Origin of the sequence: Micromonospora chalcea (genome assembly GCF_002926165.1) — a bacterium.
GTDB classification, from domain to species: domain Bacteria; phylum Actinomycetota; class Actinomycetes; order Mycobacteriales; family Micromonosporaceae; genus Micromonospora; species Micromonospora chalcea.
Genome location: NZ_MAGP01000103.1, coordinates 1 through 16639 on the forward strand (window position 1 = coordinate 1; position 16639 = coordinate 16639).

Consider the following 16639-nt stretch of genomic DNA (forward strand, 5'->3'; position numbering starts at 1 on the left):
GGGCGGGGCAGGGCGGGGGGGGGGGGGCGGGGCGGCCAGGTCCGCCTGGGCGGGCCGGGCGCCGGGTGGGGCGGGGTGGGTCAGCCGGCGTGCTTGCGGCGGGCCGCCATCCGGCCGCGCTGGGTCTGGTCCAGCACCACCTTGCGGATGCGCACCGCGGCCGGGGTGACCTCGACGCACTCGTCCTCGCGGCAGAACTCCAGCGCCTGCTCCAGGGACAGCTTGCGCGGCGGGATCAGCTTCTCGGTCTCGTCGGCGGTCGACGAGCGCATGTTGGTGAGCTTCTTCTCCTTGGTGATGTTGACGTCCATGTCGTCGGAGCGGGAGTTCTCGCCGACGATCATGCCCTCGTACACCTCGGTGCCCGGCTCGACGAAGAGCTGGCCGCGCTCCTGGAGGTTGGTCATCGCGAACGCGGTGACCGCGCCGGCCCGGTCGGCGACCAGCGACCCGTTGTTGCGGGTGCGCAGCTCGCCGAACCACGGCTCGTACGACTCGAAGACGTGGTGCAGGATGCCGGTGCCGCGGGTCTCGGTGAGGAACTCGGTGCGGAAGCCGATCAGGCCGCGCGCCGGGACCAGCCACTCCATCCGGATCCAGCCGGTGCCGTGGTTGACCAGCTGCTCCATCCGGCCCTTGCGGGTGGCCAGGAGCTGGGTGATCGCGCCGAGGTACTCCTCCGGGGCGTCGATGGTCAGCCGCTCGACCGGCTCGCAGGTCTTCCCGTCGATCTCCCGGGTGACGACCTGCGGCTTGCCGACGGTGAGCTCGAAGGACTCGCGGCGCATCTGCTCGACCAGGATCGCCAGGGCCAGCTCACCACGGCCCTGCACCTCCCAGGCGTCCGGCCGCTCGGTGGGCAGCACCCGCAGCGACACGTTGCCGATCAGCTCCTTGTCGAGCCGGTCCTTGACCATCCGGGCGGTGACCTTGGCGCCCTTGACCCGGCCGACCAGCGGCGAGGTGTTGGTGCCGATGGTCATCGAGATGGCCGGCTCGTCCACGGTGATCAGCGGCAGCGGCACCGGGTTCTCGGCGTCGGCGAGTGTCTCACCGATCATGATCTCCGGGATGCCGGCCACGGCGATGATGTCGCCCGGCCCGGCGGACTCGGCCGGCTTGCGCTCCAGGCCCTCGGTCATCAGCAGCTCGGAGATGCGTACCCGCTGGGTGCTGCCGTCGGTGCGGCACCAGGCCACGGTCTGGCCCTTGCTGATCGTGCCCTGGCGGACCCGGCACAGCGCGAGCCGGCCCAGGAACGGCGAGGCGTCGAGGTTGGTGACGTGCGCCTGCAGCGGCGCGCCCTCGTCGTACGCGGGCGCGGGGATGGTGTCCAGCAGGGTGCGGAACAGCGGCTCCAGGTTGCTGCTGTCATCCGGGACCGCGCCGTCGGCGGGCTGGGTCAGCGAGGCGATGCCGTCGCGGGCGCAGGCGTAGACGATCGGGAAGTCGATCTGCTCCTCGTCGGCGTCCAGGTCGAGGAACAGCTCGTACGTGTCGTCCACGACCTCCTTGATCCGGGCGTCCGGACGGTCCACCTTGTTGATCACCAGGATGATCGGCAGCCGCGCGCGCAGCGCCTTGCGGAGCACGAACCGGGTCTGCGGCAGGGGGCCCTCGCTGGCGTCGACCAGCAGCACCACACCGTCGACCATGGTCAGGCCGCGCTCGACCTCGCCGCCGAAGTCGGCGTGACCGGGGGTGTCGATGATGTTGATGGTGACCGGTTCCGAGCCGTCCGCCGGCAGATACCGCACGCCGGTGTTCTTGGCGAGGATGGTGATGCCCTTCTCCCGCTCGAGGTCCATCGAGTCCATGACCCGCTCGGTGTTCTCACCGCGGGCGCCGTAGGCGCCGGCCTGCCGCAACATGGCGTCGACCAGGGTCGTCTTGCCGTGGTCGACGTGGGCGATGATGGCGACGTTGCGGAGGTCGGTGCGTAGCTGCATACCCTCCATACTCCTGTCTGCGGTAGCCCGGGCACGCCTCGGGGTCACCCCGAGATCGCCCGGATCTGCGTCGAAAGTGCTGTGCCGACCGTTCCAGCGACTGGCATGCTGACACCCGTGCGGGGTGTCCGATGCCTGACCTGCTGAGCTGGCTGCAGGAGCTGCCGCCCCTGCTGATCTACCTGGCCGCCGCGGCGATCGTCGCGGCGGAGACCGCGGTGATCGTCGGGCTGCTGATGCCCGGCGAGGCGACCCTGCTTCTGGTCGGCTTCCTAGCGTACGCGGGGACGCTGCGCCTCGCGCCCGTGCTGGTGGCCATGACCGCCGCCGCCGTGATCGGAGACACACTCGCGTGGCGGGCCGGGCGGCGGTACGGCCCACGGCTGCGCGCCTCGGGGGTGGGTGCCCGGATCGGGGCGCACCGGTGGCGGCGGGCCGATTCGCTGCTGGACCGGCTGGGCGGTCGCGGCGTGCTGGCCGCCCGCTGGATCGCGTTCGCCCGTACGCTGGCGCCCCGGCTGGCCGGGTCGGCCGGGATGCCGTACCGGCGGTTCGCGCCGTGGAACCTCGCCGGGGTGGCGAGCTGGGTCGGCGCCTCGGTGCTGGCCGGTTACCTGGCCGGGGAGTCGTACGAGCGGGTGTCGAAGCTGCTCGGCCAGGCCACCGGGGCGGTGCTGGCCCTGCTGCTGTGCCTGCTCGGCGTGGTGCTGGCGGGCCGCTGGCTGGGGCGCAACCCGGACCCGGTGCGCGCGCTGGCCGCCCGGGCCGCCGCGCTGCCGCCGCTGCGCTGGCTGCGGTCCCGGTACGGCGTGCTGTTCTTCCTGGTCGCGATGCGGGTCGGCCCGGCCTGGAGCCTGCTGGTCAACCTGGTGCTGGGGCTGGCGCTGCTGTTCGTCGCCGGGCTGGCCGTGGCGCTGCTGCTGGAGGCGGTGGTCCGGCACAGCGGGCTGGGCGTCCTCGACGGGCTGGTCTCCGACTGGTTCGCCGCCCGGCGTACCCCCGGGGTGGTCGACGCGGCGCAGGCCGCGGTGTCGGGGCTGCGCGGCTGGCTGCTCATCGCCGCGGTCGCCGTGGTGGCCGCCGTGGTGACGGGGCGGGGCCGGCCGTGGCGGGCCGACCCGCTCGGGGTGCTGGGCACCGTCGGCGCGGCGGTGCCGCTGGTGTTGCTCGTCGTTGTCGCGGAGCTGACCGATCCGGGTGGCCCGGACCGGGCCGGTGACCTGTTCCCGACCCAGAACGCGGTGGTGACGGCGAGCCTCGGCACGCTGGCCTGGCTGCTGTCCCGCGGCGTGCGCTGGCCGGCCGGCGTGGCCGTCTGGACGGCCGCGTCGGCAGGCGTGGTCATGGTCACCGGCGCGCGGCTCTACCTGGGACTCAGCACCGCGAGCGGCACCGTCACGGCGGTGCTGCTGGGCATCGCCTGGACCACCGTGTTCGTGGTGGCGTGGGCGACCCGGGACCGGCTGGCGGACGGCGCCGAGCGGCCGGACCCGGCGGACGGGGATCCGGCCCCACGGGACGCGCCGCCCCGGCCCCGGCGGCGCCGGTCGGCGTCTCGGGTACCCCGCGGACCTGCCGATCCTTGTTAGGGTGCGCCGACGGCAACGACGGGGGAGGTCGGATGCGGCGAGGATTCGGCAGGTGGGCCGCGATGGCGGTGGCGGCGCTGCTCGCGACGGGCACGCTGACGGCGTGCGGCGAACAGGAACGGCCGGTCCGCGAGGTCGCCGCGGACCTGCCCACGGCGGCGCCGGCGGACGAACCGCAGGAGGCGCCCGCCGACGCGCCCAGCGAGGAGCCACCGGCGGTCGCGGCGATGGGTGGGCGGCCCAGCCCGAGCGCGTCGGCGAAACCGAAACCGGCCGCGAAGCCGTCCCGCACGTCCACGGCCCCGCTGGCCAAGCCGAAGCCGCCGACCGAGACCCAGGTGCCTCCCGCCCCGCCGAAGCCGGCGGACGAGGGCTGTAAGCCGAGCTACCGGGGCACCAAGGCCAGCCAGAGCCAGGTGAAAGCGGCGCTCGCGGACGCCGCAGCGCGCACGTACTGGCCGACCTCGGCGCCGGACATCCGCATCCCGTCGGCCCTGATGAAGGCCACCGCCTGGCAGGAGAGCGGGTGGCAGTCCAACATCATCGCCTGCGACACCGGGGTCGGGCTGATGCAGGTCATGCCGGCCACGGCGGAGTGGATGAACCAGCGGTTCGGGCAGTCGTACGACATCGACGCCTACCGCGACAACGCCTACCTGGGCGGCACGTACCTGGCCTGGCTGACCAAGTACATCGGCGACATGTACTTCGAGTCCGACTACCGCCTCGACGCCTCGCTGTGCACGTCCACGTTGAACTCCTGCCTGCTCAACGCCGTGATCGCGGCGTACAACTACGGGCACGGCGCGGTGGCGCGGGAGGATCAGCCGCTGACCATCCCCAACCCGCAGTACGTGCGCAACGTGCGGGCGCTGATGACCGAGTGCGAGTGCCTGAGCTTCTGAGCGAACGAGCGAACGAGCGGACAAACGAACGGGCGGGGCCGGCGAACGTGCCGGCCCCGCCCTGTCCGTCCAGGTCAGTCCCGCGCGGGCACCGGCTCGGCCGGCGCGTCGACGGCGTCGCCGGGCGCGTCGGCGTCTCGGGTGATCCGGCCGGGCCACCAGAACCGGTCGCCGAGCAGGAACGCCAGCGACGGCACCAGCACGGTACGGACCAGCAGCGTGTCCAGCAGCACACCGATGCAGACGATGATGCCGATCTGGGTGAGCGTGATCAGCGGCAGCACGCCGAGCACCGCGAAGACCGCGGCGAGCAGCACGCCCGCGCTGGTGATGACGCCGCCGGTGACCCGCAGCGCCGACAGCATGCCGTCGCGGGTGCCGGTGCGCCGGGCGTCCTCCCGGGCCCGGGTGACCAGGAAGATGTTGTAGTCGACGCCGAGCGCCACCAGGAAGACGAACGCGAGCAGCAGCACCCCGCTGTCCAGCGCCGGGAAGTCCAGCACGTGGTCGAAGAGCAGCCAGGCCGCGCCGAGGCTGGCGAAGAACGACGCGATCACGGTCACCACCAGCAGCAGCGGCGCCAGGATTCCGCGCAGCAGCAGCACCAGCACCGCGCCGACCAGCAGCAGGATGAGCGGCAGGATCAGCTTGAGGTCCTTGGTGTTCGCCTCGTTCGAGTCGTAGGTCGCGGCGACCGAACCACCGACCAGGGCGCCGTCGGGGGCGTCCGCGCCGTCCACGGCGGGCGGCGCGGAATCCGGTACGGCGGCCACGGCGTCGCGCAGCGCCACCACGGCCCGGTCGGAGGCGGCGCTGCCGGGCTCGGCGGTGAGCACCACGTCGATCTGGGCGACCCGGTCTCCGGCGGCGCCCGGCCGGGCCGAGGCGACCCCGTCGACGTCGGAGGCGGCGGCGAGCACCGCCGGGGCGGCCTGCGGGTTGGTGAGCACCGCAACCGGCTGGGTGCTGCCGGCCGGGAACGCCCGGGCGAGCGTCTCCGCCCCGGCGACCGCCTCCGGCTTCTCGCTGAACTGCTCGGTCTCGGACAGGCCGGTGCGGATGCCGAGGCCGCCGAGGGCCAGGCCGGCGAGCAGCAGGACGGCGAGCGCGGCGATCGGCAGCGGCCGGCGGATGACCATCTCGCCGAGGCGGCCCCAGATCCGGCCCTCGCGGGCGGCGCTGCCGACGCGGGGGATGAACGGCCAGAACAGGCCCCGGCCGAACAGCAGCAGGGCCGCGGGGAGCACGAACAGGGCGGAGAGCATGGCGAGGATCACACCGGTGGCGCAGGCGATGGCGAGCGCCCGGTTGGTCTCCTGCTCGGACAGCAGCAGCGTGAGCACGCCGAGGACGACGGTGCTGCCGCTGGCCAGGATCGGTTCGGCGGTGCGGCGCAGCGCCGAGCGCATGGCGGCGAACCGGTCCTCCTCCCGGCGCAGCTCCTCCCGGTAGCGGGCGATGAGCAGCAGCGCGTAGTTGGTCGCGGCGCCGAACACCAGCACGCTGGCGATGCCGGTGACCTGGCCGCTGGGCAGGTAGATGCCGAACGCGGGCACGAGGGACTCCACCACGCGCAGCGTGATCTGCTCGGTCGCGCCCACCACGAGCAGCGGTACGAGCCACAGGAACGGGCTGCGGTAGGTGACCAGCAGCAGCACCGCCACCACGGCGGCGGTGACCAGCAGCAGCGTGGTGTCCGCGCCCTGGAACACCTTGCCCAGGTCGGCGGTGAGCACGGGCCCGCCGGTGACCTCGACGGTCAGCTCGCCGGGCAGGTCACCGACCGCCTCGCGGAGCTTCTCCACCTCGTCGACCACCGCCGACGGGCCGCCCTCGGTGGACAGCGGCACCGCGACCAGCGCCACGGTCCCGTCCGGGGAGACCTGGGCGGGGGAGACCCGGCCGCCGGCGGCGAGTGAGCTCAGCTGGCCGGTGAGGCCGTCGAGCTGGCCCCGGTCGGCCCCGCTCAGCGGGGCCTGGTCGGCGCGGCTGACCACCACCAGGGCGGTCTGGGCGTCCTTGGAGGGCAACTGGTCCTGCAGCCGTTCGACCTGCGTCGACTGCCATTTCACGGACAGGCCGGTGCCGGAGACCGGGTCGGGATTGTCCGGCTTCGGCAGCCCGAAGGCGACTACGCCGACGACGAGCGCGACGGCCAGGGTGAGCCAGGCGGCGAGCCGGCCCCGGACGACGCGGGAGAACAGTGACATCGGATGCCCTCACTATTTGGTCGCGGAGGATTCTCTCTGAACGAGTATCTTGATAAGCGAGATTATCCGGGGTGGTTCTATGCTGCAACCGGATCAGTTCGGGCAGGGGGTGTCGGCGAGCGGTGGCGCACAGGATGTACCGGCGACGGGACGACCCGCGCGGGCGAATGATCGCCGAGATCACCAACGACCTGCGGCGCTACTCCGTCGACGCCCAGCACATCGGGCACGCCTTCGCCGGGCTGCACGGGCTCAACGCCACCGACCTGCACGCGCTGATCGCGGTGATGGAGGCCGAGCTGGTCGGCGACCCGATCACCCCGGGCCGCCTCGGTGAGGCGCTCAACATCTCCTCCGGGTCGGTGACAGCGCTCGTCGACCGCCTGGAACGCGGCGGTCACATCCGCCGCGACCGGGACACCGCCGACCGCCGCAAGATCCTCCTGCACTACGCCGACCGTGGCGCCACGCTGGCGCAGAGCTTCTTCGGGCCGCTCGGGCGCCGCACCGACGAGGTGATGGACCGCTTCACCGACGACGAGCTGGCCGTGGTGCAGCGGTTCATGGCGGAGATGGTGCGCTCCATGCGTACCCACCGGGACGAGATCCGCGCCGCGCCCCGCCGCGGCGCCGCACCCGGCCCCGGCGAGGGCGACTGACCGTGCGGCTGGTCACCCGGGCCGCCGCCGCGGCGCTGCGACTACCGGCCGCCCGCACCGGGCAGGTCACCGTCACCCGGGACATCCCGGTCCGGGTCCGCGACGGGGTGACGCTGCGCGCCGACCACTACGCACCCGACCTGCCCGGCGCGCACTGCGTGCTGATCCGCACCCCGTACGGGCGGGGCGGGCCGATCCGCCTGCTCGGCCGCCTGATCGCCGAGCGGGGCTTCCACGTGGTCATCCAGTCCTGCCGCGGCACGTACGGCTCGGGCGGCGAGTTCGCGCCGCTGGTGCACGAGCGCGACGACGGCCTCGACACGCTGGACTGGCTGCGCCGCCAGCGGTGGTGGACCGGCGCGTTCGGCATGTTCGGCGCCAGCTACCAGGGCTTCGTGCAGTGGGCGCTCGCCGCCGAGGCGGGCGACGAGCTGCGCGCGATGGTCGCCGTGGTGACCGCGTCGGGCACCCGCGACTCCACGTACGCGGGGGAGTCGTTCGCCCTGGACACGGTGCTCACCTGGGCCGAGCTGCTCCAGGCGCAGACGGTGCCCTGGCTGGCCCGGCAGTGGGAACTCAAGCGCGGTCAGCCCCGCCTCGTCCGTGCCCTGGCGCACCTGCCGCTGGCCGAGGCGGACCGGGTCGCCACCGGCGTCACGGTGCCGTTCTTCCAGGAGTGGCTGCGCCACCACACCCCCGACGCCGACTACTGGCGTACCCGGGTCTTCGGCGAACGGATCACCGAGGTGCGCGCCCCGGTCGCCATGGTCAGCGGCTGGCAGGACATCTTCCTGCCGGCCCAGCTCGACGACTACGCCCGCCTGCGGGCCGCCGGAGCGCGACCCCGCCTGGTCGTCGGCCCCTGGACCCACGGCAGCCCGGGGCTGCTCCTGGCGTCGCTACGCGAAGGGCTGGACTGGCTCGACACGCACCTGGCGGGGCGGCCCGCGCCGCAGCGCGCGCCGGTGCGGGTGCACGTCGGCGGCGCCGGCGGCGGCGGGCGTGACCTGCCGGACTGGCCGCCGCCCGCCACGCCCGTGCGGTGGCACCTGCGCTCGGGCGGCGGGCTCGCCCCGGAGCCGCCGGAGCCCGGCGCCACGCCCGACCGCTTCTGGTACGACCCGGCCGACCCGACCCCGTCGCTGGGCGGGCCGCTGCTCGTGGCCCAGCGGGCCGGCGCGGTCGACAACCGGCCGGTGGAGGCCCGGCCGGACGTGCTCACCTACACCAGTGGGCCGCTGCCCGAGCCGGTCGAGGTGGCCGGGCCGGTACGCGCCGAGATCCACGTGCGCAGCGAACTGTCGTACCTGGACGTGTTCGTGCGTCTGTGCGACGTGGACCGGCGCGGGCGTTCCTGGAACGTCTGCGACGGGCTGGTCCGGGTCGAGCCGGGCCGGTTCCCGCGCGATCCGTCCGGTGTGGTCGCCGTGCCGGTGACGCTCTGGCCGACCGCGTACCGCTTCGCGCCCGGGCACCGGCTGCGGGTCCAGGTCTCCGGTGGCGCCCACCCCCGGTACGCGCGCAACCCCGGCACCGGTGAGCCACTCGGCACTGCCGTGACTCTTCGTGCTGGTTGGCGAGAGATTCTCAGCGATCGTGAGCATCCCTCGGGGTTGGAGCTGCCGCTCACGCGGACACCGTCCACAGCGGGCTGATAGTCCAAAAAACCGTCCCTGAGCTGGGCACTTCTGCCTAACCGTGGTTAAGCTCGGAGCAAGTGCCCGGTGCCGTGCAGTTATCCGGCGGGGCGCGTCCGCGGATCGCACGCCATCACGCGGTGTGATTGTCGTGCCCTCGCCGGTCATCGATCGGAAGGGGATCTGCCATGACGTCGGCCCCGGCGAACCTGCTGGCCGTCCGGAACCTGTTGCTCACCTATCTCAACGTCGACAAGAAGGCCGTACGCGCCGACGATCTGGAGCCGGCGGAGGTCGGCATCGTCGGCGACCCCAACCACCGGGGCGGCTACCACTGCGGATCCGACCGGGTCGTGACGAACGACTACTCGGTGGTGGAGTCCACCCGGGACCGGTCCGGCCTGACCCTGTACGCGTCCGCGTTGGACGTCGGCACGTTCTCCGTCCGCTCCGGCGGCGGTACGCACAACCTGCGGACGTTCTCCACCTGGATGGTGGCGCAGTGCGTGGCGAACGCGGCCGACACCCGGGACATCCGGGAGATCATCTACTCCCCGGACGGGCGGACTGTGCGCCGCTGGGACCGGCTGGGACGGCGCACCAGCGGCGACAGCAGCCACCTGTACCACACGCATTTCAGCTTCTTCCGTGACTCGACAAAGGCGGGGCGTGACCTGACCCCGCTGTTCCGCCGCTATCTGACCGCGATCGGAATGATCGCCACCGCGAAACCGGAGGACGACATGGAACAGACCGACCGGCTCATCAAGGACACCGGCTCGAAGAACCGCACTGTGGGCGACGTCCTGGCCGACCTGCAGAACCTGCGCAACTGGCTGATCTCGCCGGCCAACACCACCGGGCTGGTCAACCCGCCCATGCCCAACTCGCCGTTGCAGCAGATGCTGGCGATGCTGCGCGCCTGGCCGGCGCTGGTCGCGCAGGTGAACGAGTTGTCCGGCCGGGACTTCACCGACGAGCAGCAGATCGTCTCCGGTGTGCTGGCCGGGTTGCCGCCGGAGAAGATCGCCGAGGCCATCCCGCCGCAGATCGCCCGGGACGTGGCCGACGAGTTGTCCCGGCGGTTGATCGCCTGACGGTCCGGCGCCGCGACCGCGGGTCGCGGCGCCGTCGGCCGGCGCATTCCGCAAGAGCTGTTGCGCAACAGCTCTTGCGGATGTGAGACTCGGGCGCATGGAACAGCGGACCGTCCGGCAGATCACCGACTCGCGGGTGCTCGCCGCGCTCGCCCACCCACTGCGCCGCCGGCTCATGGACGTGCTCAAGGTGTACGGCCCGTGCACCGTCGGCATGCTCGCCGACCGCACCGACCAGGCGCCGGCGAACGTGAGCCACCACCTCAAGGTGCTGGCCGCCGCCGACCTGCTGGTCGAGGCGCCCGAGCTGGCACGCGACCGCCGGGAACGCTGGTGGCGGCTGCGCGATCGCGGGGTGCGCTGGTCCAACAGCGACTTCGACGACGACCCGGCGGCCCGGGTGGTGGCCGACGCGGCCAGCTCGCTCAACCTGGAGCGGCACGCCGAGCTGGTCCGCGCCTGGCACGCCGCCCCTGACGAGGCGCACGCCGCGTGGGGAGAGGGGCCGTTCAGCACCGACAAGTGGCTGCACCTGACCCCGGACGAGCTGGCCGAGCTCAGCCGTGAGGTGATCGCGCTGTTCGCACGGTGGGCCGACCGGCCGGCGCCCGAGGACGGGCAGCGCCGCGAGCCGGTCTTCGTGTTCGCCCACGGCGTCCCGAGCCGGCCGTGACCGTCCACCGCGTTCCGGCGCCGTGCGGGAACGCCTTACCGGGACGCCCGTCGTGACCGCCCCCGCGCGCATGTCGGGGCCGGCCGCCCCGACGCGCGGAGGGCTGTTCCGGCACCGCGACTTCCGGCTGCTCTGGACCGGCCACACGGTGAGCGCCGTCGGCAGCAACATGACCGCAGTGGCGCTGCCCCTGGTCGCCGTGCTCGTGCTCGACGCGAGCACGTTCCAGGTGGCGGTGCTCACCGCCGCGGCGTGGCTGCCCTGGCTGCTGGCCGGCCTGCCGGTCGGGGCGTGGGTCGACCGGGTCCGCCGTCGCCCGGTGATGATCGCCGCCGACCTCGCCGCCGCCGCGCTGTTCGCGAGCGTCCCGGTGGCCGCCCTGCTCGGCCTGCTCACCGTCGGTCACCTGCTGGTCGTGGCGCTCGGCGCCGGACTGGCCCGGGTCTTCTTCGAGACCGCCGACCAGGTCTACCTGCCCACGCTGCTGCGTCCCGAGCAGGTGCCCGAGGCCAACGCCCGGCTGCACGCCACCCAGACCGCCAGCTACCTCGTCGGCCCGGGACTGGCCGGTCTCGTCGCCCAGCCAGTCGGCGCGGTGACCGCGGTGGCGCTGGACGCGCTCACCTTCCTGCTGTCCGCGCTCTGCCTGCGCCGGATCAGCGCGGTCGAGGCCCGGCCGCACCGGGACGCCGGGACGACGTCGCTGCGCCGCGAGGTCGCCACCGGACTGCGGTTCGTCGTCCGCGACCCGTACCTGCGGGTGCTGACGGTCTTCGGGGCGGCGAGCAACATCGGGCTCACCGGCTACCAGGCGGTGCTCGTGGTGTTCCTGGTCCGCTCGGCCGAACTCCCGGCGGGCCTGGTCGGCCTCCTGATCGGACTCGCCAGCCTCGGCGGCGTGATCGGCGCCGCGCTCGCCGCGCGCCTGGCTCGCCGGATCGGCAGCGCCCGGACGTTGCTGGTCGCCGGCGCCCTCACCGGGCCGCCCGCGCTGCTCATCCCGCTCGCCGGTCCCGGCGCGCGGACCGCCTGGCTGGTGCTCGGCGGTGTGCTCGTGAGCCTGGGCGTCGCGATCGGCAACGTGGTGAAGGGCAGCTTCCGGCAGACGTACACCCCGCACCGGCTGCTCGGCCGCGTCACGGTGAGCATGCATCTGCTCAACTACGGCACCATTCCGCTGGCCGCCCTGCTCGCCGGCGCGCTGGGCGCGGCCTGGGGGCCGGGTGGCGCGATCCGGGTGATGACCGCGTGGCTGGCGTTGACCCCGCTGATCCTGCTGGCCGGGCCGCTACGGAGACGGCGCGACCTGCCGGCCGCGCCGTCCTGATGATGCGCTGCGGCGGCGGTCGGAGCCCCGACCGCCGCCACCGGCACGTCACTACATCGGACGGACGTTGTCCGCCTGCGGGCCCTTCTGGCCCTGGGTCACCTCGAACTCGACCTTCTGACCCTCGTTCAGCTCGCGGTAGCCACTGCTCTGGATGGCCGAGTAGTGGACGAACACGTCCGGGCCTCCGCCGTCCTGCTCGATGAAGCCGAAGCCCTTTTCCGAGTTGAACCACTTGACCGTGCCGGTTGCCATGCGTCTCTCCCTGTTCAATGCGGGCGAGCGCCGGCCCCGCGGCCGGTGGTCGCCCTGTACCACCCCGACAGTAACCGTCCGGACCGCAATCCGCTGCCGGAAGCGCGCGGCGCGCCCGTGAATACGTGCCGCGCCGGGAAAATGACCCCGGCGCCGGGCGCGGCGCGGCATGCTTGCCCCGATGAGCACGCAGACGGCTCTGGCCGACCTGGAACAGGAGATCGCGGTGCCCGGCGCGGGCCCGGACCGCCTGCGACTGGTCGACACGCCGTTCGTGCCCGAGGTGCGCCTGCACCTGGCCGAGGACGCCATCCTGTGGTGGGCCCGGATGGAGGCCGCCGCCGGTCGGTCGCTGCCGCCGCCGTACTGGGCGTCGGTCTGGGCCGGCGGGCAGGCGCTGGCCCGGCACCTGCTCGACCACCCCGAACTGGCCGCCGGGCGGCGGGTGCTCGACCTGGCCGCCGGATCGGGGCTGGTCGCCATCGCCGCCGCGCTCGCCGGGGCGGACGAGGTGGTCGCCAACGACATCGACCCGTACGCGGTGGCGGCCGTCACTGTGAACGCCCGCGCCAACCGGGTCCGGGTGGCGGCCGACGGCGACGACCTGCTCGACGGCGTCGCGGGCGCCGACCTGCTGGTGGCCGGGGACGTGCTCTACGACGCCGGACTGGCCGCGCGGGTCCTGCCCTACCTGCGGCGCTGCGCCGACCACGGCGTCGAGGTGCTGGTCGGCGACCCGGACCGGGGCCACCTGCCGCCGGGCGGGCTGGAGCTGGTGGCCAGCTACCCGGTGCCGACCACCGAGCCCTCCGTCGACTCCCCGGTACGCCGGGTGCAGGTGCTGCGACCCCGATGACCCTCAGGGATCTCCGGGTCGGGTGTCGGGGGCCACTGGGGGATCATGCCCGATGTGCCGGGTGACCGGCGGGCCATAGCGTGCAGCTCATGAACGATCTCGTGGCCGCCGCCGGTGAGCTGCCCACCACCCTCCTGATGGGTCTGCTGGGCATCGTGATGCTCGCCGACGCCGTACCCCTGATCGGGGTGCTGGTGCCCGGCGACGCGGCGGTCCTCGCGGCGGTCGGCGCCGGTCGCCCGGCCGGCGGGGCCCTGACCGTCGCCGCGGTGGTCACCGGCTGCCTGGCCGGCTGGTCGCTGAGCTTCTTCGCCGGACGGCGCTGGGGCGGGCAGTTGCGGGAGAGCCGGGTCGGCGGCTGGATCGGCGAGTCCCGGTGGACCGCCGCCGAGACGCTGCTGCACCGCGGTGGCGGACGGATCGTGCTGGTGGCGCCGTTCCTGCCGGTGTTCAACGCGCTGCTGCCGCTGGCCGCCGGCGGGCTGCGGATGTCGTACCGGCGGTTCCTGGCCTGCGCGGCGGCGGGGGCGACCGCCTGGGCCGGGCTCTACGTGGCGCTGGGCCTGACCGCGCGGGCGCTGACCGGGCTGCTGCCCGCGGCGCTCAACCCCACGGTGCTGACCATGGCGGTCGGGCTGCTGCTCGCCGGCCCGGTGCTGCTCGCCACCCGGCGCCGCCTGCGCGCGGTCACCGGCTGACCGCGCCCGGCCCGGCCGCCACGGGGGAGGCCGGACCGGGCGTGTTCACCAGCCGCGGGCGCGCCACTGCGGCAGCGCGGGCCGCTCGGCGCCGATGGTGCTGTCCTTGCCGTGGCCCGGGTAGAACCAGGTGTCGTCGGGCAGCCGGTCGAAGAGCTTGGCCTCGACGTCGTCGATGAGCTGCCCGAAGCGCTCCGGGTCCTGGTCGGTGTTGCCGACGCCGCCCGGGAAGAGAGAGTCGCCGGTGAACAGGTGCGGGGTGCCGGAGGGGTCGCGGTAGAGCAGCGCGATCGAGCCCGGCGTGTGCCCGCGCAGGTGGATGACCTCCAGCGCGCAGTCGCCGACCGGCACCGTGTCGCCCTCGCCGAGCCGCTCGGCGGAGATGGGCAGGCCCTCGGCGTCGTCGGCGTGCACGAGCGCGCGCGCCCCGGTCTTGGCCACCACCTCTTCCAGCGCGACCCAGTGGTCCATGTGCTGGTGCGTGGTCACCACGGCGGCCAGCCCGCCGTCGCCGGCCAGCTCCAGCAGGCGTGGCGCCTCGTTCGCGGCGTCGATCAGCACCTGCTCGCCGGTGGCGTTGCAGCGCAGCAGGTAGGCGTTGTTGTCCATCGGGCCCACCGACAGCTTGGTGACGGTGAGCCGGTCGAGCTCGCGCACGGCCGGCGGCCCGCCGGGCGTGACGTCTCCGGTGTAGGTCATGACGATGTTCAGATCCATTCCGGTGGGTTGGGCAGAGGGCCGTCGGGGTCGACGGTGAGCAGCTCGCCCGCGCCCCGGCCGGTCAGCCAGGCGGCGAGTTCCGGCGCGGGGCCGGTGACCGTGGGCGCCCCCTCGGGGTCACCCACGACGAGTTCGGAGGCCGCGCCGTCGAAGCGCAGCACCATGGCCGGCGCGGCCGGATTGCCGGACAGCCCGGTCACCACCTCGTGCAGCAGCCGCTGGGCGAACGCCTCCGGCCAGTCCGCCGGAAGGTAACCGGCCGCCAGGTCGACGTGGTGGACCTCGACCTCGCGCAGCCGGCCCCAGACCAGCATCGCCGCCGGCCAGGGGCCGCGCCGGGTCTGCACGGTGGCGCCCCAGGCGTCCACGGGCATCGCCGCGACCGCCGCGTCGAAGCGCTGGCCGCTGCGGCGTACGTCGTCGAGCAGGTCGGCCGGACCCCGGTCGGCGCCGGCGTCGATGTCGGCGGCGCGGGCCTGCGCCGAGGCGTACATCGGGATGTCCTCGCCGGTGCGCGCGGCGGTGAGCAGGTTGACGAACCCGTCGGCGTTGCGGGCCAGGTGGGTGAGCACGTGCGCCCGGGACCAGCCCGGCAGCAGCGAGGGCGCCGCGACGTCCGCCGCGGTCAGGCCGGACACGGTACGCAGGAGACGGTCGTTCGCCTCGGCCAGCGGACCGGTCAGCAGCAGGGGGTCGGTGGTCATCGCGTTCTCACGGTTCGACACTAGCGGGCCCGGGCAGGGCGCGCCGCCGGGGAAATCGCTTTCGGCGCGTCGGCGCGGCACCTACCGTCGGGGCCGACGACCTGGGCCGCCCGGTCCGCGTCGTCGCCAACGCGGCACCGGGAGTCGGAGAGGAGGTGGTGTGCATGCCGGTCGCAGCGCGTGTGCTCCACCACGTATCCCTCGACACCGAAGAGGACACCATGACTCTCGACCTGACCGCCCTCGGCTGGGACGCCGGCTGGGCGGCCCACCTCGACCGGCGCGCCGGCCACCGTCCCGGGCGGGTCGCCCGGGTGGACCGGGGCGTCTGCACCGTGCTGAGCCCGCAGGGGCCGGTGCGGGCCAGCCTCGGCGGCGCCGTGCTCGCCGCCGCCGCCCGTGACCTGACCGCGCTGCCCTGCGCGGGCGACTGGGTGCTGCTGTCCACCTGGCCGGACGGCCCGGTCACGGTGGAGGCGGTGCTGCCGCGGCGTACCGCGCTGGTGCGCCGTACCGCCGGCAAGGACGCCAGCGGCCAGGTGCTGGCCGCCAACCTCGACGCCGCCGCGGTGGTCGAGCCGGTGCACCCGGAACCGGACGCCGCGCGGATCGAACGGCTGCTCTCCCTGGCGCACGAATCCGGGGCGCAGCCGCTCGTCGTGCTCACCAAGGCCGACCTGGCCGCCGACCCGGAGGCGGTGGCCCGGCAGCTGGCCGACCTCGCGCCGGGCGTGCCGGTGCTGCCGGTCAGCGCCGAGCGGGGCGCCGGCCTGGCGCCGCTGCGCCGGTTCGTCGGCCCCGGGCGCACGCTCGGCCTGCTCGGCCCCTCCGGCGCCGGCAAGTCGAGCCTGGTCAACGCGCTGGCCGGGGCGGACGTGATGCGCACCCAGGCGATCCGCCGCGTCGACGGCAAGGGCCGGCACACCACCACCTGGCGGTCGCTGGTGCCGCTGCCGGGTGGGGGAGCGGTGCTGGACACCCCCGGCGTACGGGCGGTCGGCCTGCTCGACGGCGCGGCCGGCCTGGACCGTGCCTTCGCCGACATCGCCGAGCTGGCCGCCGGCTGCCGGTACGGCGACTGCGCCCACGACGCCGAGCCGGGCTGCGCGGTGCGCGACGCGCTGGAGGACGGCGCGCTGCCGGTGCGCCGCTGGGAGAGCTGGCGCCGGCTGCAGCGGGAGATCGATTTCGAGGGCGGCCGGCGCGCGGCCCGGCTGGCGGCCGAACGGCGGGGCGGCTGGCGGGGCGGGCGGCGACGTACCGGGCGTCCGGCGCCGCCCCCGGCACCCGGGGCATTCTGAACCTGCGCGAGCCGGTCGGGTGGGCGTGAGTGGTTCCCGCCCGACCGGCCTGAGCTGGG

The 16639-nt window shown here is 74.2% G+C and carries 15 protein-coding genes; 10 read left to right on the top strand and 5 right to left on the bottom strand.

Features of this window, described 5'->3' with window-relative positions; genetic code table 11:
• Positions 1-80: 80 nt before the first annotated feature.
• A complete protein-coding gene (typA, locus tag BAW75_RS11255) occupies positions 81-1949 on the bottom strand; it encodes a translational GTPase TypA (RefSeq protein ID WP_043329598.1) in 1869 nt (622 codons plus the stop codon).
• A gap of 131 nt (positions 1950-2080) precedes the next feature.
• Between typA and BAW75_RS11260 the strand changes: the two genes are divergently transcribed.
• Positions 2081-3538, top strand: a complete 1458-nt coding sequence (locus BAW75_RS11260) for a DedA family protein (RefSeq protein WP_104113541.1) — start codon at positions 2081-2083, stop codon at positions 3536-3538.
• Positions 3539-3570: 32 nt separating this feature from the next.
• Entirely contained in the window at positions 3571-4443 is an 873-nt protein-coding gene (locus tag BAW75_RS11265) for a lytic transglycosylase domain-containing protein (RefSeq protein ID WP_104113542.1), read from the top strand.
• Between the two features lie 74 nt (positions 4444-4517).
• On the opposite strand, the gene BAW75_RS11270 is transcribed toward BAW75_RS11265, so the two are convergent.
• Complete coding sequence (locus tag BAW75_RS11270) at positions 4518-6653, bottom strand: MMPL family transporter (RefSeq protein ID WP_104113543.1); 2136 nt, start codon at positions 6651-6653, stop codon at positions 4518-4520.
• A 134-nt stretch (positions 6654-6787) separates the two neighbouring features.
• Between BAW75_RS11270 and BAW75_RS11275 the strand changes: the two genes are divergently transcribed.
• The 5 genes from BAW75_RS11275 (at position 6788) to BAW75_RS11295 (ending at position 12046) form a co-directional block, all read left to right on the top strand.
• A complete protein-coding gene (locus tag BAW75_RS11275) occupies positions 6788-7312 on the top strand; it encodes a MarR family winged helix-turn-helix transcriptional regulator (protein WP_064445294.1) in 525 nt (174 codons plus the stop codon).
• A gap of 2 nt (positions 7313-7314) precedes the next feature.
• Complete coding sequence (locus BAW75_RS11280; RefSeq protein ID WP_104113544.1) at positions 7315-8967, top strand: CocE/NonD family hydrolase; 1653 nt, start codon at positions 7315-7317, stop codon at positions 8965-8967.
• Between the two features lie 170 nt (positions 8968-9137).
• Positions 9138-10046 carry a hypothetical protein gene (locus tag BAW75_RS11285; RefSeq protein ID WP_043329608.1) on the top strand — a complete coding sequence of 303 codons (909 nt, stop codon included), beginning with the start codon at positions 9138-9140 and terminating at the stop codon, positions 10044-10046.
• Positions 10047-10143: 97 nt separating this feature from the next.
• Positions 10144-10719: an ArsR/SmtB family transcription factor gene (locus tag BAW75_RS11290; protein ID WP_104113545.1), complete on the top strand. Its 576-nt coding sequence runs from the start codon at positions 10144-10146 to the stop codon at positions 10717-10719.
• Between the two features lie 52 nt (positions 10720-10771).
• On the top strand, positions 10772-12046 hold the full coding sequence (locus tag BAW75_RS11295; protein WP_244206083.1) for an MFS transporter: 1275 nt from the start codon (positions 10772-10774) through the stop codon (positions 12044-12046).
• Between the two features lie 51 nt (positions 12047-12097).
• Here the strand turns inward: BAW75_RS11295 and BAW75_RS11300 are convergent, their stop codons facing one another.
• Positions 12098-12301, bottom strand: coding sequence for a cold-shock protein (locus BAW75_RS11300; protein WP_013287480.1), 204 nt, complete (start codon positions 12299-12301; stop codon positions 12098-12100).
• Positions 12302-12482: 181 nt separating this feature from the next.
• Between BAW75_RS11300 and BAW75_RS11305 the strand changes: the two genes are divergently transcribed.
• Together BAW75_RS11305 and BAW75_RS11310 are read left to right on the top strand one after the other, a co-directional pair.
• Complete coding sequence (locus BAW75_RS11305) at positions 12483-13157, top strand: class I SAM-dependent methyltransferase (RefSeq protein ID WP_043331125.1); 675 nt, start codon at positions 12483-12485, stop codon at positions 13155-13157.
• Positions 13158-13246: 89 nt separating this feature from the next.
• Entirely contained in the window at positions 13247-13855 is a 609-nt protein-coding gene (locus BAW75_RS11310) for a DedA family protein (protein WP_069089083.1), read from the top strand.
• A 45-nt stretch (positions 13856-13900) separates the two neighbouring features.
• On the opposite strand, the gene BAW75_RS11315 is transcribed toward BAW75_RS11310, so the two are convergent.
• Both BAW75_RS11315 and BAW75_RS11320 read right to left on the bottom strand, forming a co-directional pair.
• Positions 13901-14554: an MBL fold metallo-hydrolase gene (locus BAW75_RS11315; protein ID WP_043331130.1), complete on the bottom strand. Its 654-nt coding sequence runs from the start codon at positions 14552-14554 to the stop codon at positions 13901-13903.
• Positions 14555-14562: 8 nt separating this feature from the next.
• On the bottom strand, positions 14563-15279 hold the full coding sequence (locus BAW75_RS11320) for a maleylpyruvate isomerase family mycothiol-dependent enzyme (protein WP_104113547.1): 717 nt from the start codon (positions 15277-15279) through the stop codon (positions 14563-14565).
• A 221-nt stretch (positions 15280-15500) separates the two neighbouring features.
• Here BAW75_RS11320 and rsgA point away from each other — a divergent pair, with 221 nt between their 5' ends.
• Positions 15501-16580, top strand: coding sequence for a ribosome small subunit-dependent GTPase A (gene rsgA, locus BAW75_RS11325; RefSeq protein WP_104113548.1), 1080 nt, complete (start codon positions 15501-15503; stop codon positions 16578-16580).
• The last annotated feature ends 59 nt before the right edge of the window (positions 16581-16639 follow it).